The organism is Ruegeria sp. YTSC003, from assembly GCF_059609785.1.
In genome coordinates, this window is the sequence record NZ_JBXWMK010000007.1 from 97325 (window position 1) to 117850 (window position 20526).

Annotated in this window: 19 protein-coding genes, 1 other RNA gene and 1 riboswitch; of the genes, 8 read left to right on the forward strand and 12 right to left on the reverse strand. The window is 57.6% G+C overall.

The annotated features are described in order from the left end of the window. Nucleotides 1-8: 8 nt before the first annotated feature. The gene (locus AC2FFH_RS14260) at nt 9-848 is read left to right on the forward strand and encodes a universal stress protein (RefSeq protein ID WP_496768447.1); all 840 of its coding nucleotides are present in this window, start codon (nt 9-11) and stop codon (nt 846-848) included. Nucleotides 849-894: 46 nt separating this feature from the next. Here the strand turns inward: AC2FFH_RS14260 and AC2FFH_RS14265 are convergent, their stop codons facing one another. Then, nucleotides 895-1149 carry a GlsB/YeaQ/YmgE family stress response membrane protein gene (locus AC2FFH_RS14265; protein WP_496768449.1) on the reverse strand — a complete coding sequence of 85 codons (255 nt, stop codon included), beginning with the start codon at nt 1147-1149 and terminating at the stop codon, nt 895-897. 64 nt (nt 1150-1213) lie between these two features. Further along, a complete protein-coding gene (fnrL, locus tag AC2FFH_RS14270) occupies nt 1214-1954 on the reverse strand; it encodes a transcriptional regulator FnrL (protein ID WP_496739441.1) in 741 nt (246 codons plus the stop codon). A 64-nt stretch (nt 1955-2018) separates the two neighbouring features. Between fnrL and hemN the strand changes: the two genes are divergently transcribed. After that, nucleotides 2019-3374: an oxygen-independent coproporphyrinogen III oxidase gene (gene hemN, locus AC2FFH_RS14275; RefSeq protein WP_496768451.1), complete on the forward strand. Its 1356-nt coding sequence runs from the start codon at nt 2019-2021 to the stop codon at nt 3372-3374. Between the two features lie 177 nt (nt 3375-3551). Continuing rightward, nucleotides 3552-5480: an elongation factor G gene (locus AC2FFH_RS14280; RefSeq protein ID WP_496768453.1), complete on the forward strand. Its 1929-nt coding sequence runs from the start codon at nt 3552-3554 to the stop codon at nt 5478-5480. A 20-nt stretch (nt 5481-5500) separates the two neighbouring features. On the opposite strand, the gene AC2FFH_RS14285 is transcribed toward AC2FFH_RS14280, so the two are convergent. The 5 genes from AC2FFH_RS14285 to AC2FFH_RS14305 form a co-directional block, all read right to left on the reverse strand. Further along, nucleotides 5501-7078, reverse strand: a complete 1578-nt coding sequence (locus AC2FFH_RS14285; RefSeq protein ID WP_496768455.1) for an ABC transporter ATP-binding protein — start codon at nt 7076-7078, stop codon at nt 5501-5503. Continuing rightward, the gene (locus AC2FFH_RS14290; protein WP_108861177.1) at nt 7075-8181 is read right to left on the reverse strand and encodes an ABC transporter permease; all 1107 of its coding nucleotides are present in this window, start codon (nt 8179-8181) and stop codon (nt 7075-7077) included. Before AC2FFH_RS14290 ends, AC2FFH_RS14285 begins: the two co-directional genes overlap by 4 nt. Next, nucleotides 8182-9267: a microcin C ABC transporter permease YejB gene (locus AC2FFH_RS14295; protein WP_496768457.1), complete on the reverse strand. Its 1086-nt coding sequence runs from the start codon at nt 9265-9267 to the stop codon at nt 8182-8184. It abuts the gene before it with no gap. Between the two features lie 9 nt (nt 9268-9276). After that, entirely contained in the window at nt 9277-11181 is a 1905-nt protein-coding gene (locus tag AC2FFH_RS14300) for an extracellular solute-binding protein (protein ID WP_496768458.1), read from the reverse strand. 174 nt (nt 11182-11355) lie between these two features. Continuing rightward, nucleotides 11356-11862, reverse strand: coding sequence for a c-type cytochrome (locus AC2FFH_RS14305; protein ID WP_058272647.1), 507 nt, complete (start codon nt 11860-11862; stop codon nt 11356-11358). Nucleotides 11863-11981: 119 nt separating this feature from the next. On the opposite strand from AC2FFH_RS14305, the gene AC2FFH_RS14310 reads away from it, so the two are divergent. Next, the gene (locus AC2FFH_RS14310; protein ID WP_058279807.1) at nt 11982-12815 is read left to right on the forward strand and encodes a prephenate dehydratase; all 834 of its coding nucleotides are present in this window, start codon (nt 11982-11984) and stop codon (nt 12813-12815) included. A gap of 12 nt (nt 12816-12827) precedes the next feature. Here the strand turns inward: AC2FFH_RS14310 and AC2FFH_RS14315 are convergent, their stop codons facing one another. Genes AC2FFH_RS14315 through nudC form a run of 3 tightly spaced genes read right to left on the reverse strand, consistent with a single transcriptional unit; the run spans nt 12828 to nt 14810 of the window. Next, a complete protein-coding gene (locus AC2FFH_RS14315) occupies nt 12828-13295 on the reverse strand; it encodes a GNAT family N-acetyltransferase (RefSeq protein ID WP_496768460.1) in 468 nt (155 codons plus the stop codon). Between the two features lie 26 nt (nt 13296-13321). Continuing rightward, on the reverse strand, nt 13322-13789 hold the full coding sequence (locus AC2FFH_RS14320; protein ID WP_496726619.1) for an SRPBCC family protein: 468 nt from the start codon (nt 13787-13789) through the stop codon (nt 13322-13324). Nucleotides 13790-13829: 40 nt separating this feature from the next. Further along, complete coding sequence (nudC, locus tag AC2FFH_RS14325; protein WP_496768462.1) at nt 13830-14810, reverse strand: NAD(+) diphosphatase; 981 nt, start codon at nt 14808-14810, stop codon at nt 13830-13832. Between the two features lie 208 nt (nt 14811-15018). On the opposite strand from nudC, the gene AC2FFH_RS14330 reads away from it, so the two are divergent. The 3 genes from AC2FFH_RS14330 (at nt 15019) to rsgA (ending at nt 18173) form a co-directional block, all read left to right on the forward strand. Beyond that, nucleotides 15019-16848: a bifunctional 2',3'-cyclic-nucleotide 2'-phosphodiesterase/3'-nucleotidase gene (locus AC2FFH_RS14330; RefSeq protein ID WP_496768464.1), complete on the forward strand. Its 1830-nt coding sequence runs from the start codon at nt 15019-15021 to the stop codon at nt 16846-16848. A 39-nt stretch (nt 16849-16887) separates the two neighbouring features. Then, an RNA gene (gene ffs, locus AC2FFH_RS14335) (signal recognition particle sRNA small type) lies at nt 16888-16986 on the forward strand. 158 nt (nt 16987-17144) lie between these two features. Beyond that, nucleotides 17145-18173, forward strand: coding sequence for a ribosome small subunit-dependent GTPase A (gene rsgA / locus AC2FFH_RS14340; RefSeq protein ID WP_496768466.1), 1029 nt, complete (start codon nt 17145-17147; stop codon nt 18171-18173). 8 nt (nt 18174-18181) lie between these two features. On the opposite strand, the gene AC2FFH_RS14345 is transcribed toward rsgA, so the two are convergent. After that, on the reverse strand, nt 18182-19039 hold the full coding sequence (locus tag AC2FFH_RS14345; protein WP_496768469.1) for an alpha/beta hydrolase family protein: 858 nt from the start codon (nt 19037-19039) through the stop codon (nt 18182-18184). A gap of 144 nt (nt 19040-19183) precedes the next feature. After that, nucleotides 19184-19403: riboswitch (cobalamin riboswitch) on the forward strand. Between the two features lie 84 nt (nt 19404-19487). Between AC2FFH_RS14345 and AC2FFH_RS14350 the strand changes: the two genes are divergently transcribed. Next, nucleotides 19488-19895 carry a hypothetical protein gene (locus tag AC2FFH_RS14350; protein WP_282120274.1) on the forward strand — a complete coding sequence of 136 codons (408 nt, stop codon included), beginning with the start codon at nt 19488-19490 and terminating at the stop codon, nt 19893-19895. A 7-nt stretch (nt 19896-19902) separates the two neighbouring features. Here the strand turns inward: AC2FFH_RS14350 and AC2FFH_RS14355 are convergent, their stop codons facing one another. Beyond that, complete coding sequence (locus AC2FFH_RS14355; RefSeq protein WP_496844638.1) at nt 19903-20400, reverse strand: protein-tyrosine phosphatase family protein; 498 nt, start codon at nt 20398-20400, stop codon at nt 19903-19905. Nucleotides 20401-20526 lie beyond the last annotated feature (126 nt).

The following is a 20526-nucleotide window of genomic DNA, read 5'->3' on the forward strand; positions in this document are numbered from 1 at the left end:
AGGTCAAAATGGCGTACAAATCTCTTCTCACAGTCGTAACGGACTCGGGACAATCACAATCAGCCTTGGCGCAAATGGTTGCGCTGGCAAATGCACAGGATGCGCATGCTGAAGCGCTATGCCTTGGCGTCGATCGCAGCCAAGCGGGCTATTATTACGCAGGTGCAAATGCTCTGGTCCTGCAAGAAACGCTGAGCCGGGCCAACGCAGACGCCGACGAACTGCTGACGCAAACTCAGGATTACATGGGTAAATCCGGTATTCGCTGGTCTGCTGAAAGCGGGGTCGCTCAGATCGCTGATATTGGTCGCCACGTGGCGCATCGTGCCCGGTTCTCGGATCTGGTTGTCCTGCCTAAACCTTATGGCAAAGACCGCAGCGCCGAGGCTGAACCAATTGTCGAAGCCGCCATGTTCGAGGGTCACGCGCCAATTCTGGTCACACCCGACAATGCAGCGCCCTTTGAGCGCCCCGGTACTGTGCTGATCGGGTGGAATGAAAGTGTCGAAGCCATGCGCGCCATCCGATGCGCCCTGCCTTTCCTGACGCAAGCCGATCTGGTCCGGATTGTCGTCATCGACCCGCCGCGCCACGGCCCCGACCGTTCTGACCCCGGTGGGCTGCTGTCTCAGATGCTGGCCCGGCACGGGACCAAGTGTGAGATCGACGTACTCAGCAAAACCATGACCCGTGTGTCAGACATCCTGAACAGGCACGCCGCCGACAGCGAAGCGGACATGATCGTCATGGGCGCTTACGGCCACTCAAGGTTCCGCGAAGCCATCCTGGGCGGGGCAACCCGAAACATGTTGGAACAAGCTTCGGTACCAGTGTTTCTGGCACACTGACTGTAAGTGTTTCCGATTAGGGGGGCCATCCGTTCGAACGGATGGCCTAAACGCGTTTTATGAGACCAATCACAAACAACAGTATGACCGCGCCGATGGTTGCGAAGAGTATTGACGAAAACACGCCGCCGCCAACCGAAAAGCCCAGCGCCGGGAAAATCAGACCTGCAAGAAAGGCGCCCACGATCCCTACTATTATGTTTCCGATCAGGCCGAACCCGAGGCCTTCCATAATTTTTCCCGAAAGCCACCCGGCAATCGCACCGATGACCAGCATTGCCAAAATGCTACTGAATTCCATGCCTTACTCCTGCGTGGTTCATTCACGTATTCAGTAAATCACGGCTGCAGGCAGCAGGATAGGCTTAAATCAGAAAGCCGCCATCGGAGTCGTCGCCGGCCTCGTCCATCAGGCGCCGCATGTCGGGGATTGTCACGTGGCGTTTGCCTTCCAACTCGATGACCCCCTCTTTCTTCAGGGCCGAAATCTGGCGACTTACGGTTTCAAGGGTCAATCCCAGATAATCTGCCATAGCCTCGCGTGTCAGCGGCAGGTCAAAGACAATCGGGCCAGGTTTTGCTTTTGGCACAATCGAAGCGTCGCGCCGTGCAATAATCGACAGCAGGCTTGCAATCTTTTCACGCGCAGTCTTGCGCCCCAGCACCAGCATCCACTCGCGCGCGGCATCCAGTTCATCCAGCGTCATCTGAAGCAGCCGGTGCGCAATATGGGGCGTGTCGTTCATCAGTTGTTCGAATGGCTTCTTGCGAAAACAGCACATGACCAGATCAGTTGTGGCCTGCACATCATAAGGCGCAGAATCACGGCCCGGCCGACCGACGAAATCGCTGGGCAGCAACAGGCCAACCATCTGGGTTCGCCCATCTTCCATCGTCTGGGTCAACGAGGCGATTCCCGACACGACAGAGCCCACAAAGTTCATCTGATCGCCCGACCAGATGACTGTCTGACCCGCTTCGAAGCTACGGTAATACTTAATGCCTTCAAGCTCTTCCAACTCATCAGCATCACAATGCGCACAGACGGCGCGATGCCGAATGGGGCATTCGGAACAATTGGTATGATCAATCTGTGCTTTTAGCATCGTTCGCGCTTTCACTTGATCTCAGTCAAGGTTTCGTAGACGGCCGTGCCTTAACGGTATCGCTATGATAGTGAAACCGCAATTATCAAAGCTTGGACTATTTGACGCGAAAGTCCCGCGTTACACAAGCTATCCCACCGCCCCGCATTTCAGCAACGATGTGGGGCCAAGTCTTTTTGGCGACTGGATTTCCGGGATCAAGCCGGGCAGTTCTGTGTCGCTGTACGTCCACGTCCCGTTCTGTCGCAGACTGTGCTGGTTCTGCGCCTGCCGGACGCAAGGCACCCAAACCGACAACCCGGTGATCGCCTATGTAGATGTCCTCAAGGCCGAGTTGGACCTGCTGGCCGCTCACCTACCTGCGGGAGTAACCCTTTCGCGCCTGCATTGGGGCGGTGGTACACCCACCCTGCTGAACCCCGATCTGATTCGCGATCTGGCCGCCCGGATTCTTGAAATTGTCCCGCTGGGGCCGGATGCAGAGTTCTCGGTCGAAATCGACCCGAATGAGATTGACGAGGGTCGGCTCGATGCATTGGCCGAGGCCGGCATGAACCGTGCGTCTATCGGCGTGCAGGATTTCGACGACGAAATCCAGAAAACCATCGGACGCATCCAAAGTTACGACACCACCCGCAACGCCATCGAAATGATCCGTGCGCGCGGTATCGCCAGCCTGAATGCCGATATTCTGTATGGTCTGCCGCACCAGACCAAGACACGGATGACTGAAAGCGTGCAGAAATTGCTGTCGCTCAACCCAGACCGGGTGGCGTTGTACGGCTATGCGCATGTGCCGTGGATGGCAAAGCGGCAGCAGCTGATCCCAACGGATGCCCTGCCCACACCTGAAGACCGCCTGGATCTGTTCGATACGGCCCGGCGCCTGTTCCTGTGGGACAAGTACGCCGAAATCGGCATTGACCACTTTGCCACGCAGGATGACGGGCTGACGCACGCACTGAACGCGGGAAGGTTAAAACGCAACTTTCAGGGCTACACCGACGATCAGTCCGACGTTCTGATTGGAATTGGTGCAAGCTCGATCTCACGATTCCCGCAAGGATACGCCCAGAACGCACCCGCGACGTCAGCACATACCAAAGCGATCCGCGAGGGCGGGTTCTCAATATCCCGTGGGCACTTGTTCAAAGGCCAAGACGTCTTGCGCGCCCGATTGATCGAAGCGTTGATGTGCGATTTCCGTATAGATACTGCCGAAATTCTGCGCGACCACGACATCACGGCCGCGGAATTGCAGGGGATGTACCAGACCGCAAACGCAACCTTCGATGGGTTGCTAAGCATCTCTGAAGACGGCCTGTTCATCCCGCCCGAGGCACGCGCGCTGACCCGAATGGTCGCCCGCACTTTTGACGCCTATGATCTGAGCAAGGCGGGACACAGCTCGGCGATCTGATACCGACGCAGGACAGGACTTGACGCGGAGGGTGGGTTTTCCCCACACTTGTAAGGCGGGTGGAAATCCGCCCCGTGCCTGAGGCAGGCAGAGTACCAGACAGTATGTGCCGACGCGTTCGCGCTCGACCGCCTTTTTCGTGCAGCCGTTCTGCAACTTGAAAGAGGGACTGCATTCATGCGCGTTTTTTCTGTCCTCGGCCCCAGCCACTCGGGCAAAACAACACTGGTCGAGGCCATCAGCCGCCTTGATGGCCGGCCAACCACATTCGACGTTTCCGGAACCGTGCATTTGCACGGTTTTTCTTACTTGGACGAACCCTGGTGTGCCATCGACGTGAATGGTGGCAGCGACACCATGGCTTATGTCGGCCCTGCCATGGCTATCTCGGATGCTGCTGTCGTTGTCGTACCGCCCGACCCGGACGCCGCCGTGCTTTGCGCCCCTTATCTGCGGCTGGTCGAAGAGGCGGGTATTCCCTGCTTTCTGTTCATCAATCGCATGGACACCCCAAACGGACGTATCCGCGATATCATCGCCGCTCTGCAAACCTACTGCACACACCACATCGCATTGCGGCAGGTTCCAATCCGCGATGGCGAGGCGATCATCGGCGCGGTCGACCTGATCTCGGAGCGGGCATGGAAGTATCAGGAAGGGCAACCCTCGGCCCTGATCGAACTTCCGCAGTCCGTCGAAGACCGGGAACAGGAAGCCCGAACCGAATTGCTGGAGACGCTTTCCGATTTCGATGATCATCTGCTAGAACAACTGATCGAGGACAAACAGCCGCCCAGCGCAGAAATCTATGATCTGGCCGCACAGGTTCTGCAAAACCACCAGTTGATACCGGCCTGCCTGGGGTCTGCCAGCCACGGCAACGGGCTGACCCGTTTGATGAAAGCGCTTCGTCACGAAGCTCCAGAATTCAATATCGCCGCCGGGCGGGACGAAGCAGCCGAAGACGTGCGCGCAATTGCCGGGTTCGCGGATGTCAAAAAGCACATCGGAAAAATCATCGTGCTGCGTGGTCTGGGCAAAGGTGTCAAAGCGCATGAAGCCCTGGGCGGGGAAACGGTTGGCAACCTGACGACGCTGGATGCCAAAACCCAGATTTCGGAATTGGAAGCTGGTCAAATCGGGCTAGCCGTGAAATCCGACCACCTCAACCCTGGCAACCTGTACGACAGCACCGGAACCACACCGTTACCGGAATGGGCCGAGGCCCATCCGGCCGCCCATCGGCAAATTGTGTCGCCGGCACATGAACGCGACGATGTACGCCTGTCCAACGCGTTATCCCGACTGGTCGAGATCGACCCCGGACTGCACCTGCAGCACGATGAACTGAGCGGCCATGCGGTTCTGGGATCGCAAGGGCCTCAGCATATGCGCCGGGTCAGCGCCAAGCTGGCTGAAGACTTCGGTATCGAGATTGAGACCCAGACGGTTGAGACGGCCTATCGCGAGACCATCCGCGCACCGATCGAACATCGTCATCGCCACCGCAAACAATCCGGCGGCGCAGGACAATTTGCCGATGTGGTGATCTCGATCGCACCGACCCCACGTGGGGCCGGGTTCGAATTCGAAGAGATCGTCAAAGGGGGCGCTGTGCCCAGAAACTATATCCCATCGGTCGAACACGGGGCCAAGGATGCGCTGGTTCAAGGGCCTGAAGGGTTCCCGGTTGTGGATGTCAAAGTCACGCTCAGCGACGGCAAGCATCACAACGTCGACAGTTCTGACTATGCGTTCCGCACTGCGGGCAAGAACGCGGTTCGAGAGGCTTTGCCGCAGGCGAAACCGGTGGTCCTGCAACCCATCCTGAACGCCGAAATCCACTTGCCCTCGGATTTCGTGGGCGACCTGGTGCCTACAATCAGTTCGCTGCAGGGTCAGGTTCTGGGCTTTGAAGGCAATCCCAACGCGTCTGGATGGGAGATTTTCAATGCCCAACTGCCTGCTGTGGCCGAAGACGAGTTACACCGTACCCTCGCCAGCGCGACACGCGGCACCGGGTGGGTAAAACTGCAATTCGATCATTACGAAGAGCTTCGCGGCCCGGTTCCAAAATCCGCGGCGCGTGAAACAGCGAATGCCTGAAAGCCCCGGGCGGGCTGGTTTCAGCCCGCCGCCGCTATCAGTTCGCGGGTATAGTCTGTCTGGGCGTTTTCAAAAAGGTCTTCGGCCGCGCCCATTTCGATGACGTCACCGTTTCGCATGACAATCACATTGTGGGACATCGCACGCACGACTTTCAGATCGTGGCTGATAAATAGGTAGGCCAGTCCATACTTACGCTGCAAATCGCGCAACAGGTCGACGATCTGAACCTGCACAGTCATGTCCAGGGCGCTGGTCGGTTCATCCAGAACCAGCAATTTGGGCCTGAGGACCATGGCTCGTGCAATGGCAATACGCTGACGCTGCCCGCCCGAGAATTCGTGCGGATAGCGGTCCATCGCAGCCGGGTCCAAGCCCACTTCGGTCATTACTTCGGTCACCAGCTCCCGTGGCGAGCGGTGCGGGTCGACCTTGTGGATCGCCAGCCCCTCGGCAATGATCTGCTGGCAGGTCATCCGCGGGCTGAGGCTGCCGAACGGGTCCTGAAACACAATCTGCATGTCCTTGCGCAAACGCCGCAACTCGCGCGTGGACCAGCGGCGCACGTCCTGATCTCGGAAGGTTATCGCACCTTCGGACGCAATCAATCGCATGATCGCCAACGCCAGCGTTGTCTTGCCCGACCCGCTTTCGCCCACAATCCCTAAGGTTTCACCGGCGCGCACGCTGAGCGTGGCATCATTCACTGCCTTCACATAGCCAACGGTACGTTTCAGGAACCCGCGCTGGATCGGGAACCAGACCTTCAGATGATCGGTGCGCGCCACTTCTTCGGCGTCGGGAGCCACAGGATCGGGATGACCGGATGGTTCCGCCGCCAGCAGCTTGCGCGTATAAGGGTGCTGGGGGTTGTCGAATATCTCCTGGGTCGCGCCAGTCTCGACAATCTCGCCATCCTTCATCACGCAGACCCGATCGGCGATACGGCGCACGATCCCAAGGTCGTGGGTGATGAAAAGCATCCCCATATTCTCAGATTTCTGAAGCTCGGCCAGCAGTTCGAGGATCTGCGCCTGAATGGTTACATCCAGGGCCGTTGTCGGCTCATCCGCGATCAGGATATCGGGTTTGTTGGCAAGTGCCAGGGCGATCATGACGCGCTGGCGTTGGCCACCTGACAATTGATGCGGATAGCTGTCCAGGCGCTCCTCGGGATCGCGAATGCCAACCTTGGTCAGCAGTTCGACGATCCGGGCCCGTGCTGCATCACCTGTCAGACCCTGGTGCAGGGCCAGTGACTCGGCCATTTGTTTCTGGATCGTGTGCAGGGGGTTGAGCGAGGTCATCGGCTCTTGAAAGATGAAGCTGATATCGTTGCCGCGCACATCCATCAGGCGCTGGTCAGACGCGCCGATCATCTCTTGCCCTTCATAGGTGACCGAACCTTCGACAATTGCACTGTCACCCAGCAAAGACACTGTCGACAGCGCAGTGACTGATTTGCCGGATCCGGATTCGCCCACCAGCGCAACCGTTTCACCCCGATCCACAGTAAAGGACACGCCCTTGACTGCTGCGCTCACCTGCCCGTCCTGACGGAACGAGACCTTGAGGTTGTTCACATCCAGCAGGCTCATGAAAAGGTCTTTCTGGGATCAAATGCATCGCGCACGCCTTCGAAGATGAAGACCAGTAGCGACAGCATGATGGCAAAGGTGAAAAAGGCGGTGAATGCCAGCCAGGGTGCCTGAAGGTTCTGTTTAGCCTGCAAAGTCAACTCACCCAAAGACGGGGCGGAAGACGGCAGGCCGAAGCCCAGAAAATCCAGTGAGGCCAGGCCGCCGATGGTGCCCGTCACGATAAAGGGCATGAAGGTCAGCGTTGCGACCATCGCGTTGGGCAGCATGTGGCGGAACATGATTGTCATATTGCCCACACCCAGTGCCCGCGCAGCGCGCACATATTCCAGATTTCTCGCCCGCAGGAACTCGGCGCGCACAACTCCCACAAGCCCGGTCCAGCTGAACAGGATCATCAGCGCGACAAGCAGCCAGAAACTTCGACCCAGAATGGCGAACATGATGATGATGACGTAAAGCGAAGGCGTCGCTGACCAGATTTCGATGATCCGTTGGAAGATCAGGTCCAGCCAGCCGCCAAAAAATCCTTGAATAGCCCCGGCAAAAATTCCCACAAGACTGGCCACACCCGTGACCATAAGCGTGAACAAAATCGACAGTCGGAAGCCATAAATTACACGGGCCAACACGTCGCGCTTGGTGTCATCCGTGCCCAGCAGGTTTTGCCCGTTGGGTGGCAGCGGCGCTGCACCGGGGCGATCAACGCTGGTGTTGAAGGAATACGGGATCAACGGCCAGACGGCCCAGCCACGCTCGTACCCCTCTGCCTGGAATGTACCGGCCTTGATTTCGTCGATAATCCCCTCGGGATCGTCAAAACAGTCTTCGATGCCACCGCTGTCGATCAAACACTGAACCTCGGGGTCGCGATAGATCGCCTCGGTCTGGAAATCGCCGCCGAATTCGGTTTCCGCGTAGAAATTGAAGATCGGCGTATAAAACTCACCGCGGTATTTAACGAGGATTGGTTTGTCGTTGGCGATGAACTCGGCGAACAGAGAAAGGCCGAAAAGGACGGAAAAGACCATCAGCGACCAGAATGCACGCCCGTTACGACGAAAATTGCGCCAGCGGCGCTGGTTGAGTGGGGAAAGTGCCATTTACCCCTCCCGCTTTTCGAAATCGATGCGCGGGTCGACCAGCACATACATCAGGTCACTGATGATGCCGACAACCAACCCCATCAAGCCAAATATGAAAAGTGTGCCGAAAATCACTGGATAGTCGCGTGCAACGGCTGCCTCAAAACCCAGACGGCCCAGACCGTCAAGCGAGAAGATCGTTTCGATGATGATCGACCCCCCGAAGAAGACGCCGATGAAAACCGCAGGAAATCCGGCGATTACGATCAGCATCGCGTTGCGGAAAACATGGCCGTACAGAACCTGACTTTCGCTCAAACCCTTGGCGCGGGCGGTCATGACATATTGTTTTTTGATCTCGTCCAGGAACGAGTTCTTGGTCAGCAGAGTCAGCGTCGCAAAGGCCGAAATCGTCAGCGCGATAATCGGCAGGGCAATGTGCCAGAAGTAATCAACGACTTTGCCAAACAGGCTGAGGCTGTCCCAGTTGTCCGAGGTCAGCCCCCGGAGCGGGAATATCTGCCAATAAGATCCCCCAGCAAACAGAACCAACAGCAGGATCGCAAACAAGAAGCCGGGAATAGCATAGGCTACGATGATCGCGCCACTGGTCCAGGTATCAAACTGTGACCCGTCCTTAATCGCCTTGCGAATACCCAGCGGGATCGACACCAGATACGCGATCAGCGTGGACCACAGTCCCAGCGAGATCGACACCGGCATCTTCTCCAGCACCAGATCGGTTACGCTGATCGACCGAAAATAGCTCTCACCGAAATCCAGTGTCAGGTAATTGCCCATCATGTTGAGGAACCGCTCAACCGGAGGTTTGTCGAACCCGAATTCCTTTTCCAGCTCTTCGATAAACTCGGGCGGAAGGCCACGCGCACCGATGTAGCGATCATTCGTGCCGCCGGTTTGCTGCTCGATGTCACTGCCGCCGCCAGCGATTCCTTCGAACACATCACCGCCACCTTCCAACTGGGCGATGATCTGTTCAATCGGTCCGCCAGGAACGAACTGAACCAGCGTGAAGTTGACGATCATAATCCCAAGCAGGGTTGGGATGACCAGCAACAGTCGTCTAAGAATATATGCTCCCATGGGGGCGGATTACCTCAAGGCGCCGGAGGATTTCAACTCGGCTTCTTTCTCTTCGTTGATCCACCAGAGGTCTTCAACACCCAATGCATAAGGCGGCAGATTTTCCGGATATTCATACATGTCCCAGTAGGCAACCCAGTGCTTGCCCAGATACCAAGTGGGAACCATGATCCGCTTGGCGCGCAGGACGCGGTCCAGCGCCCGAACGTTGGCGAACAGCTCTTCGCTGTCTTCGGCGGATGCGATGTTGTCGATCAGCGGTTCGATGTCCGGACCATGCACACCCGACGGGTTGAAGACCGAGTATGAGGCCGCTTCGGTTCCGAATTGCTGATACAACCCTGTCGACGGCTGCAACGACCGCGGGTACCCGCCAACAATCATGTCGAAATCGCGGTCCCGGCGGCGCAAGGTGAACTGGGCGTTGTCCACCCGATTGTAACTTGCATCAATCCCCATTGCCCGCAAATTGGCGACGAAAGGTTGAATGAGCCTGTCCAGCGTTGGCTGGTCAGACAGAAATGCAATGGACAGCACCTCGCCCTTGTCGTTTCGGCGAATGCCGTCATCCCCAACAAGCCAGCCAGCTTCGTCCAGCAGTTTCATCGCCTTGCGCAAGTTGCCACGGTCATTTTGGCGGGCGGCCCGGGATTCATGCGCCGAGACGGGTTCCTCGGTCAGGATGGCAGGGTCCAGCGCGTCGCCCAGTTCTTGCAACACCTCAAGCTCGCGCCCTTCGGGCAGGCCGGTCGCCTCAAGATGCGTTCCTTCCCAGAACGAACTACGCTGCTGGAATAACCCATATTGCAGGCTCTCATTCGTCCATTCGAAGTTATACGCCAGCTGAATAGCTTCGCGAACACGGGGGTCCTGAAACTTTGGCCGGTCAAGGTTCATGATGAAGCCCGACGCCGACGGTACATTTCCGTCTGCCAGTTCAGCCCGAACGACAGAGCCATTCGCAATTGCCGGGAAATCATAGGCCGTTGCCCAGCTTTTTGAGTTGTTTTCCTGTCGAAGCGTAAATGTGCCTGCCTTGAACCCCTCCATCGCAGCGATGGAATCGGCGAAATACTCAACGCGGATGGTGTCAAAGTTGTTGCGGCCCACATTGACGTTGACGTCGTTGCCCCAATAATCGGGGTTGCGGTTGTACACGATGCGCCGGTTGATGTCATAATCATCCAGAACATACGGTCCCGAGCCAATACCCGGATCCAGCCGCGACTTGTCCAACCGGCGGTTTTCAGGGTCTTCCTCGAACCATTTCTTTGAGAAAATCGAAGTGGCCCCAACTTGGGAAATCCGGCCTCGGCGAGGGAAGTCCGGCGAGAAGTAGAACTTTACACGATGGGTATCCAGCGCCTCGGCCTTGGGGATCCGTTGGCGAATTGCGTCGGCATAAGATTTCAGCCCTTGGTCCAGCAGCAGATTATGGGAAAACACCACATCCTCGGCCGTCACCGGTGTGCCGTCGGAAAACCGCGCCTCGGGGCGGATATTGAAGATCACCCACTCATAACTTTCGGGGTATTCGAGACTTTCGGCGAGCAGTCCATAATAGGCAGCTGGTTCGTCATAGGATGGAATCAGCAGGCTTTCGTAGTGATCTGCCGACCGCGCACCAGCCCGGCCCTGCCTGGTATAGGGATTAAAGCTGTCGAACGTGCCTTGCGCCGCATAGGAGAGCTCTCCACCACGTGGCGCATCCGGATTCACATAGTCGAAATGCGCAAAGCCGTCCGGATACTTCAAATCACCGAATTCCGAGAACCCGTGTGATTTGATGATCTTTTCCTCAGCAAAAAGTTGAGTTGCAGCGGCTGCACAGAGCAATGCCCCCAAAGCCAGAATGTGAACTAAGCGTCCGAAATCCCTTGTTCGCGTTAAAGCGGTAACTCGATTGGATTTCATGTGGTTCATCCCCTGCTCGTTGACGTCTTTAATATTGTTTGCGCCAGCTAAAAGACCAGCACTGCCAGTTTCAAGTTTAGAGTGCGTGAACACTTTGTGAAGATTTACTTAGACAAAAAATAAAGCCGCTGCACGGGGCAGCGGCTTTTGAATGCGTCAAAACTGAGCGAAAGATCAGTTGATGGTCTGCAGATAGGCAATCAGGTCGGCCCGTTCCTGCGGTTTTTTCAGACCCGCAAAGCTCATCGATGTACCTGAGATATAGGCACTGGGGCGGGTCAGGAACGCATCCAGCGCTTCGGGTGTCCAATTGCCGCCATGGGCTTGCATCGAAGCTGAGTAGCCAGTGAAACCTTTGGCTGAAGCAACCGGGCGATCCACGATTGCAAACAGGTAGGGGCCAGTGCCGTTGGCGCCGTCTTCCAGCTTGTGGCAGGCAGTACACTTACGGAAAACCCGCGCGCCCTTATCTGGGTCTGCGGCGGCCAGCATATCTTCGAACACCACTTCTTCGCCGTCAGCGCTTTCACCGGAGCTTTCGGTTTCGATAATATACGAGGCCGTCTCACCATGCCCATCCGCATGGTAAAGCACTTCGGCACCCCATTTGGCCAAAAGCAGCACCAGGAAGGTGCCAAACAGGCCTGCTGCGGCCTTGGTAACTGTCATCGTGTCGAACATTGATCGCGAGTCCATTTCAGCTGTCTGCGGGGTGTCTAAGGCTTCCCCTTACAAGAGGCAAGGTATAGACACCGCGACTAAACGCCCAATTATCGAACTTGTTGCACGGAATCGACCAAATGACCAAACGTATTGCATTTCAGGGAGAACCCGGCGCCTACAGCCACGAGGCCTGCCGTAATGCCCGCCCCGATATGGAGGCCCTGCCCTGCCGGACTTTCGAAGATGTGATCGAATCGGTGCGCGCAGGTGAGGCTGAATTGGCAATGCTGCCGGTCGAAAACACCACGTATGGCCGGGTCGCCGATATCCACCGTTTGCTTCCCCACAGCGGGCTGCACATCATCGAAGAAGCGTTCGTGCGCGTTCACATCAACCTTCTTGCCGTTCCAGGGGCCAAAATTGAGGATGTCACCGAGGCACACTCGCACCTGGTTCTGCTACCGCAATGCGCCGGGTTTTTGAAAGAACACAACATCAAGGGACGTGTCAGCCCCGACAACGCGCGTGCGGCCCGCGAGGTCTCGGAACAAGGCGAGGTGCATTCAGCAGCATTGGCCAGCGAGTTGGCCGGCGAAATCTACGGCTTGAACGTACTGGCCCGACACATTGAAGACCGCGACAACAACACCACGCGCTTTCTGGTGATGTCACAGCAGGCCGACATGTCACGCCGCGGAGAACACGGCATGATCACCAGTTTTGTTTTTCAGGTGCGCAACATTCCGGCTGCGCTTTACAAGGCGATGGGTGGGTTTGCGACCAACGGCATCAACATGACCAAGCTGGAAAGCTACATGGTCGATGGCTCGTTCACTGCGACCCAGTTTTATGCCGATATCGTGGGCCACCCGGACGACCGGAACGTACAGTTGGCGATGGAAGAACTGGAACACTTCACCACGAATGTCGAGATTTTGGGCGTCTACCCAGCGGCTCAACCGCGCGGCTGAAGCGACCCCGGCTCAAGTCACGGTGAAGCTTTTGCACAGAGCAACCTCGTGCCGCCGGTAATCCACAAATCCCATCGCCGAATAATAGGCCAGTCCTTCGGCGTTTGTGGCCGAAATGGTTGCATCAATGGCCGGTAGGCCACTCTGCCGTGCCTCCAAGAGCGTTGCACGAAACAGGGCGCGCCCGACACCGCGCCGGGCGGCAGACGGGCGAATATGCGTTCCAATGACGCCCCATCCGACCGGAGCACCATATGGGTTGTTATCGACCGCCCATTTCAGTGATTGAAACCCCAGGATCTGTTCCCCTTGAACAGCGACTGAACATCTGATCCGGTCGGGGTCGGCCACGTAATGCTCGCGAGCAAAATCAACGTCGCAGCGCTTATTACGCTTTCCGGCCGCTGCGATGTCCTGCAGTACCTCTGAGATACCTTGGGCATCCGTCAACACCGCCTCACGAACACTAAAGCTATCCATCTCGTTCTCACCAAGGCATTGGGTAATCAGCCACCATGAATGTGGCGTTGTTCCAATTCCCGTGCGAACTCGGTCAGGCGCAACTGAAATTGTCGGCGAAACCGGGATTGCCCAAGCCGGAGCGATTGTAACAGCAGCCGCGCAGGCAGGGATTTGGCTGACAGGGACATATCAACACTAAGACGCGTGCGACGCTGCGACAGGGCCAAAAGCTCGATCGTGGTGATGCCGTTCATCCCCTTGCTTGCCGCTTCGAACCGCATCAGCGAAGGCGGGTCGCATTCGGCCATCTGCACGGAAATCTGACGTGGCTTTCCGCGCAACCTGAATTCTGTTTCCCAACTGGTGCCCGGAACAACGCCCAATTCGCCCGAAATCCGCCGAACCTCGATCCCACGCCGCATTGCGATCCGTTCGAATCGGTCAAAGTCGGCCACCATTTCGAACACCGAGTTGATGGGAGCTTCGATATCTTCGCGCACTGTAAACTGCATTGTGGTTCGGGGTTCTCTCGCTTTTCAGAACAGTATTTTGTCAGTCCAACGTATCCGCAAGCCAGTTCTGCAAAAGAAAATGCGCAATCGCTCCCTTGCGGGCTGGCAGCAAAACGGGGTGTTCGCCGGCAAAGGCCTGCATCATCTCGGATTTGGTAACCCACATCGCATCTTCGATTTCGACTGGATCGATGGTGATGGCGCGCGACAGCGCCTCACCGGCGCAGCCGAACATCAACGAGGCCGGAAACGGCCAGGGCTGGCTGGACAGATAACGGACCTCACCCACGGGCACCCCGGCTTCTTCCATCACTTCGCGTCGGACTGCAGCCTCAAGCGTTTCACCCGGCTCAACAAACCCTGCCAACAGCGAATACATCCCTTCTGGCCAGCCCGGCGAACGCCCCATCAGAACTGAATCGCCATGGGTAATCAACATGATGACGACCGGATCGGTACGTGGAAAATGCTGTCCACCACAGGACGGACAACTGCGCTGCCACCCCGCCTGCGCAAGTTCACTGGCTGCGCCGCACCGGGCGCAAAACCGATGCGTTTCGTGCCATGCAGTCACCGCCTTGGCCGAGGCCGCCAGTTCGGCGTCACGCGTCGACAAACGGGTCATGATCCGACGCAGTTCGGCAAAGACATGGCCGTGGGGCAAGTCCGGGTGCTGTTGCTCTGACTTATCAATAAAGCCTCCGACACCGGACACGTCCAACCCATCAGCCGTCCAGTCCGAAATATCAAAGGCAAACACAGGCGCGTTGTCTGACAGCCCCAGGAATACAGGCTGCTCGACAGAACCTCCTGGCCCGGTTTCGACCAGCTTATGTGACATCGCGATCAGCCCCAACTGATCCAGCGCCCCACCCTGAACCAAAACCTTACCGCGCCACAACAGCAGGCATTTTGCATCGGGATGCGTTCGCGCCCGCGCGACCGCATCAGCATCTCCACGAATATGCGCCGCACGATCCAGCCCCGAGCTACCAAACGTCACATATTCCGCGTTTTTCATAAGTTATCCTTAGGCTTGCTCCGCATAGGGCTGCCATGTCGGTCAATCAGTTGCAACGGTGTTTCACCCCCAAAATCACAGGTCGCCATCGAATGAACACAGCTAAGCCTTGCAATTCACTGTGATTAATCTTTTTGTTGAAAATGACTAAGACAAAACTGCCAAAAGTAGAAATTTGAAACCTTCCCCTTCTCTGCCATCGCAGACCGTGCAGATCCGAATACTGGCCACCACGGATCTTCATATGAACTTGAGGGGTTTTGATTACTATTCTGACACCCCTGAACCCACAATCGGCCTGACTCGAACCGCCAGCCTGATCCGTGAAGCCCGAACTGAGGCGCAGGCGGAAGGCTCAACCGTGCTGCTTTTTGACAACGGCGATTCGCTGCAGGGAACTCCGGTTGGGGACCTGGCCGCCGAGCAGGCTGATAAGCCGCATGCGCTGATGCAGGCCTTTGGCGCGTTAGAGTATGATGCGATCGGGTTGGGCAATCATGATTTCGGGTTCGGTCAAGATATACTGGACCGCATCCTTTCGCAGGCCCCCTGTCCGGTGGTTTGCAGCAATGTTCATCGCCCGGGTGCCAACGAGGTCTGGCAGGATCAGGCAGTTCTAACCCGCCGGGTTGAGGTCGCGGGGCACCAAGCCTCGCTAACCGTCGGCGTCTTCTCGGTCGTTCCGCCGCAGACCCGGAATTGGGAATCTCATCGGCTGGGTAATGACGTCCGGATAGACGACATTCTGACCTGCGCGCGCATTAAAGTGTCAGAGCTTCGATCCCACGGCTGCGACGTGATCATCGCGCTTGCCCATACGGGGCTGGGGTCCGTCGACCCCGCGCCCGATCTTGAAAACGCGATAATCCCCCTTGCCGCGATTGAAGGCATTGACGCCATCATCGCCGGGCACACGCATCTGACCTTGCCGGGGAAGTCACACGCTGGGCTGGAACACGTCGATGCCACTGGCGGTATGGTGCATGGCACACCTGTTGTCATGCCGGGATCTGCCGGATCTCATCTTGGCGTGATTGATCTGACGCTGTTTGCCTCGGCAGAAAAGGGCTGGTCGGTCGCGGCTCATCGCACTGAACTGCGCCCGGTCTCAGGTGCTGAACCTTCGGCCGAAGACACGCTGTTGGTGGCGCTATTTTCGGATGTGCATTCCGCAACACGAAAACGGGCCGACGAACCGATTGGGCATACGGATCAGCACCTGCACAGCTATTTCAGCTTTTGCGCCAAGGATCGAGGGCTTGCGATGGTGGCCGCAGCACAGGCTTCGGCCGTGCGCCAGATCCTGAAGGGCACACCCCATGAAGCGACACCATTGCTGTCTGCCGTAGCGCCTTCGAAATTCGGCGGTCGCGCCGGGCCTCGCTTTTACTCGGACATTCCTGCGGGCGTAATGCGCATGCGCCACGTGGCCGATCTGAACATCTTTCCAAACGAACTTCGTTCGGTCGCGGTGTCAGGAGAGCACATCAGAGATTGGCTTGAAATGTCTGCGGGCGTTTTCAATCAGGTGAAACCCGGCGCGCAAACTGAATTGGTCAATCCTGATCGAGCCGGACACAATTTCGATGTTCTGTTCGGGCTAAGCTACGTGATCGACCTCAGCGTACCGCCTCGGTTCGATGCGGAAGGGCGACTGGTAAATCCGGCATACCGGCGCATCTCAGATCTTCGTTTCCAGGGCCACGCAGTGACGGCCGAACACCGCTTTGTCGTTGCACTGAACAATTACCGCGCCAGCGGCGGTGGACATTTTCCGTTCATACAAGACGCCGAAGTCATCAACGTTCCAGCCTTGCCGATCCAACACGCGTTGAAGGGCTACCTGACCGGTGCAATGCCCACAGAATCGCTGGAACAAGGTCCCTGCCCATTCCGTTTTGCGCCCATGCCAGGGTCCACTGTCCTGTTGAAGACCGGTCCAAAGGCACAGCGTCATCTCGCGGACATCGCAGAGTTCAGCCCAAAGCTGGCTGGCACGGATGCCGAGGGGTTTTTGCACATACAACTGTCACTGTGACGGGTTGTCATCTCTGCGTGTCTTCCCTATATCAAAATTCGAGAGGTTGGCGCGGGCGAGCGCCTCGCCAACCTGGTCAGGTCCGGAAGGAAGCAGCCACAACGAGCCCCGCTTGGGTCGATGTCCAACCTCTCACTTACTTGAACCGCTAGCCGCAGGAGGGCTTTTATGATTGTAGCAAAAACCCTTCAGGCAAAGCGTTTCTGAGGCCGACCCTCACACCTGCCTGAACACATTACCGCTGGATGCGCGACCGCCATCCAGACGGATTGCTGTACCTGAACACAGGCAGAACAATGTCTTTTACACTTTCGGACCTGGGATGGTCCTCACACTTTGCCGCCCAACATGCGGCCAATCCTTCGTGCGTTCCCTTTCGCATCACAGCCGTTCACCGTGATCGTCTGATCGGTGCAAACATCAACGGTGAAACACCTCTGCTCACCCTGGCCCAGCCGACGGGCGACTTCGCCGTCGGCGACTGGGTATTGGCGGATGATCATAACCGCGTTCAACAGCTGCTGGAACGCCGCAGCCTTTTGAAACGCCGCGCCGCCGGAACCGGGGCCCAGGCTCAGTTGATTGCTGCTAATGTGGATGTGCTGTTCATCGTCAGTTCCTGCAATGCTGACTTCAATCTGGCCCGACTGGAACGGTATTTGGCTTTGGCACACCAGGCCGGGTGCTATCCGGTGATCGTTCTAACCAAGGCCGATACCTGCGCCGATCCTGATAATTTCTCCAAAGCAGCCGAGTCGCTGGCTCCGTTTTTGACCGTGCTGGCTATCAATGCTTTGGATGCCCTGGACGTGCAGCAAGTTCTGTCCTGGTGCTCCACCGGGCAGACTGCCGCAATGGTCGGCTCATCCGGTGTCGGCAAGACAACATTGGTCAACGCCATGACGGGCCTGGATGAGGCAACGTCCGGCGTTCGCGCGGACGACGCGCGCGGGCGGCACACGACAACTGCCCGCGCGTTGCATCCGATGCAGAACGGCGGATGGCTGGTCGATACACCCGGCATGCGGGCTTTGCGGTTGCTGGATGCGCAGGATGGCGTCGATGAGGTCTTTTCTGACATTCTGGAATTGGCTCAGACCTGCCGCTTTTCCGATTGTCAGCATCAGGCCGAGCCGGGCTGCGCCGTGCAGGATGCGATTGCAAACGGATCACTGGACACCGAGCGGTTGGAGCGCTGGCGAAAGCTGCGGCGCGAAGATGAAAGGAACTCGGAAACCGTTGCGCAGTCTCGTGCGCGCGACAAGGCCTTTGGTAAGATGGTACGATCGGTGATGCAGGACAAGAAATCCCGCAAAAAGCTGTAAGTACCGGCTCAGGCGATTAACCGGGGCCATATGGCCGCATTTCGGCGCGCAAATGCGCCGATGTGACCGACCTCGGCCAATCCAAAGTCTTTCGGCGACAACTGATGCCGGCGGGCTTTGGGACCGTAAAGATCGGCCAGGCGCCAAACCGCGTTCGGGGGCACCACCTGATCATCGTCCATTGTGAACAGATCGACGGGTGTTTCCGACGCAGCCCAACGGGCGTCTGGAAGGCTTTTGCCGATATCCGGCACATAGCTCAGCGCAGCGGTGCACCATTTGCGCCACTGCCAGTAGACACGTGCCGGAAGGTCCGAGCCGAACCCAAGTGCCTTGCCCGGCAGGTATCCCAATGCCTTAACCAGCAATGGCGGGTGGGCATACCAGAACATTGTCGCCAGTGCGCGATACGGCCAGGGGTGGTCGGATACCGTCACCAAACCTGAACAGACACAGATCATCCGGTCGATCTGCTCAATATCGGGCTGAATTGGCCCCAGCATTCCACCCACCGAATGGCCAATGCTCCACTGCTGGGCGGCGGGAAATCTGCGCCGCATTTCGGCGCGAGCAGCGGGCATGTCGATCAACGCCCAGTCAGCCATCGTGGCCTGCGAATCGCGCAGGCGCCCGTGTAGAGAGTGGCCAAAATCGCGATAGTCATAGGTCAGACAGGCCATACCCTGTTCTTCCACCAACCACCGCGCAAAATGCTGGTAATAGTCGCGCGGTACGCCTGTGGCTGCATGGACTACAACCGCCACATCAGGTGCCGAGGCAGGCATATACAGCCGTGCCGACAGTTCGGCCTCTCCGGCAGAAAACGTGAAATCTTCGGTCAAAACGACCGGAGTGTTGTCCAACATGGTGCCCTCGCAAGCATCTGAACTATTCGGTTCACATATGGCATATCGGCGCTTTTGCGCGACTAGAGTCAACAGATTTTCAAAGTGACCAAGCGTCCACTTGAACGATGGAAAACAGCCCGCTTGACTCAAGCCACCTACAACCGCTAGCGATGAGGTGATGGTTCTCGTCCTTATATTGGGGCGGGATGAAAAGGGAACTCGGTGCGGTCCAGCCCGGCAATGCCGGAACAGACCAAGGCCGCGACTGCCCCCGCAACTGTAAGCGGTAAGCAATGCCGAAATACCACTGGCCGAAAGGCTGGGAAGGTCGGCAAAGCAATGACCCGCAAGTCAGGAGACCTGCCATCAAAGTAAAAACCGAAACTCGGGCGGGGTGTCCGGGCAGGTCTTCAGTACGCTGAGTTCCCTGTTCCACGTCCCCCGCTCACCGCGCGGAGGGCGCATTATGATCTGGAAGACAACGACCCACGAATTCACCGCCACCCTGTGCCAGAAAACGGGGAAAACATGCCCCGCATTGGCCCAAATGGCTCGGGCATTGGCCGAGGCGATGGCAACAGCACAACCAATGACGACCAGCGAATTTGAGGTGGACGGCTCCAGCGAACTGACCCATTGCGATGAGGGTTGCACCGCACGGTTTCGCGCCAGCCCGGCCCGGATCAGGGTCTATTGCGGGGCAAACACGGGCGACTCGGCCGACACGTTGGACGAATACGCCGATATGATGTTCAACCCTGACTTTTCCACTCTGCCTGCTGGTGTTTTGGCGGCCTTGCCTTGCGCCATGCTTCAGGCATCGGCCCTTGCACCGCGTCCATCGCATCAGGTTGTTCAACAAGCCACGGCCTGATCCTAGTTCACCGATCGCTCTGGGCCGGTTTCATGGCCCAAGCCATCTGCTCATCCGTTTCCACCGCGCATGGTCGGGCCAAGCGCAGCCGGTTTAGCGCGTGGTTTGGATCTTCACCGCTTTCCACCATGAGCCTCAGCGCGACCATCCCCGACCGCCCACAACCGCCCCGGCAATGCACCAGCACGCGTCCACCGCCGGACAGCACCTGCCGGGCGGCTGCGCTGGCGTCGGGCCAAAGAGTTTCGATTGGCAGGGGCGGCGTGCCAAAATCCTCGACCGGAAGATGCACCCAGGTCGCGGACCTGCTTTGAACGTCTCGACCAAAACCGCCTGCGCCGACCTGCCGCATCTCGGCCTCGGTGGTCATTGAAATCACCAGATCGGGGTTCCAGTCCTGTATCACCCTCAGATCATCCACATACCCACTGCCGCCGCTAGGCAAGGGGGACAGCGCCAAGGTGCCTGTGCCAACAGGCAGCGCGTAGATTGCAAATTTTGCCAAAGCTTATGCTCCTACTGCCACCGGCCCACCAGATTTTGACAGCCTATTTATCCCGCTTACAGACGCTGTCCAAACCGAAATTCCACAAAGCATGCTGTGGACGCGGGCGGCCCGGGTCTCTACGCT

Bases quoted from the DNA above. Each gene is read 5' to 3' on its own strand.
- rsgA (WP_496768466.1), top strand. From the start codon at position 17,145: ATGTCTTTTACACTTTCGGACCTGGGATGGTCCTCACACTTTGCCGCC.
- AC2FFH_RS14300 (WP_496768458.1), bottom strand. From the start codon at position 11,181: ATGAAATCCAATCGAGTTACCGCTTTAACGCGAACAAGGGATTTCGGA.
- AC2FFH_RS14280 (WP_496768453.1), top strand. From the start codon at position 3,552: ATGCGCGTTTTTTCTGTCCTCGGCCCCAGCCACTCGGGCAAAACAACA.
- AC2FFH_RS14350 (WP_282120274.1), top strand. From the start codon at position 19,488: ATGATCTGGAAGACAACGACCCACGAATTCACCGCCACCCTGTGCCAG.
- hemN (WP_496768451.1), top strand. From the start codon at position 2,019: ATGATAGTGAAACCGCAATTATCAAAGCTTGGACTATTTGACGCGAAA.
- AC2FFH_RS14265 (WP_496768449.1), bottom strand. From the start codon at position 1,149: ATGGAATTCAGTAGCATTTTGGCAATGCTGGTCATCGGTGCGATTGCC.
- AC2FFH_RS14305 (WP_058272647.1), bottom strand. From the start codon at position 11,862: ATGTTCGACACGATGACAGTTACCAAGGCCGCAGCAGGCCTGTTTGGC.
- nudC (WP_496768462.1), bottom strand. From the start codon at position 14,810: ATGAAAAACGCGGAATATGTGACGTTTGGTAGCTCGGGGCTGGATCGT.
- AC2FFH_RS14315 (WP_496768460.1), bottom strand. From the start codon at position 13,295: ATGGATAGCTTTAGTGTTCGTGAGGCGGTGTTGACGGATGCCCAAGGT.
- AC2FFH_RS14310 (WP_058279807.1), top strand. From the start codon at position 11,982: ATGACCAAACGTATTGCATTTCAGGGAGAACCCGGCGCCTACAGCCAC.
- AC2FFH_RS14295 (WP_496768457.1), bottom strand. From the start codon at position 9,267: ATGGGAGCATATATTCTTAGACGACTGTTGCTGGTCATCCCAACCCTG.
- AC2FFH_RS14290 (WP_108861177.1), bottom strand. From the start codon at position 8,181: ATGGCACTTTCCCCACTCAACCAGCGCCGCTGGCGCAATTTTCGTCGT.
- AC2FFH_RS14345 (WP_496768469.1), bottom strand. From the start codon at position 19,039: ATGTTGGACAACACTCCGGTCGTTTTGACCGAAGATTTCACGTTTTCT.
- AC2FFH_RS14260 (WP_496768447.1), top strand. From the start codon at position 9: ATGGCGTACAAATCTCTTCTCACAGTCGTAACGGACTCGGGACAATCA.
- AC2FFH_RS14285 (WP_496768455.1), bottom strand. From the start codon at position 7,078: ATGAGCCTGCTGGATGTGAACAACCTCAAGGTCTCGTTCCGTCAGGAC.
- AC2FFH_RS14320 (WP_496726619.1), bottom strand. From the start codon at position 13,789: ATGCAGTTTACAGTGCGCGAAGATATCGAAGCTCCCATCAACTCGGTG.
- fnrL (WP_496739441.1), bottom strand. From the start codon at position 1,954: ATGCTAAAAGCACAGATTGATCATACCAATTGTTCCGAATGCCCCATT.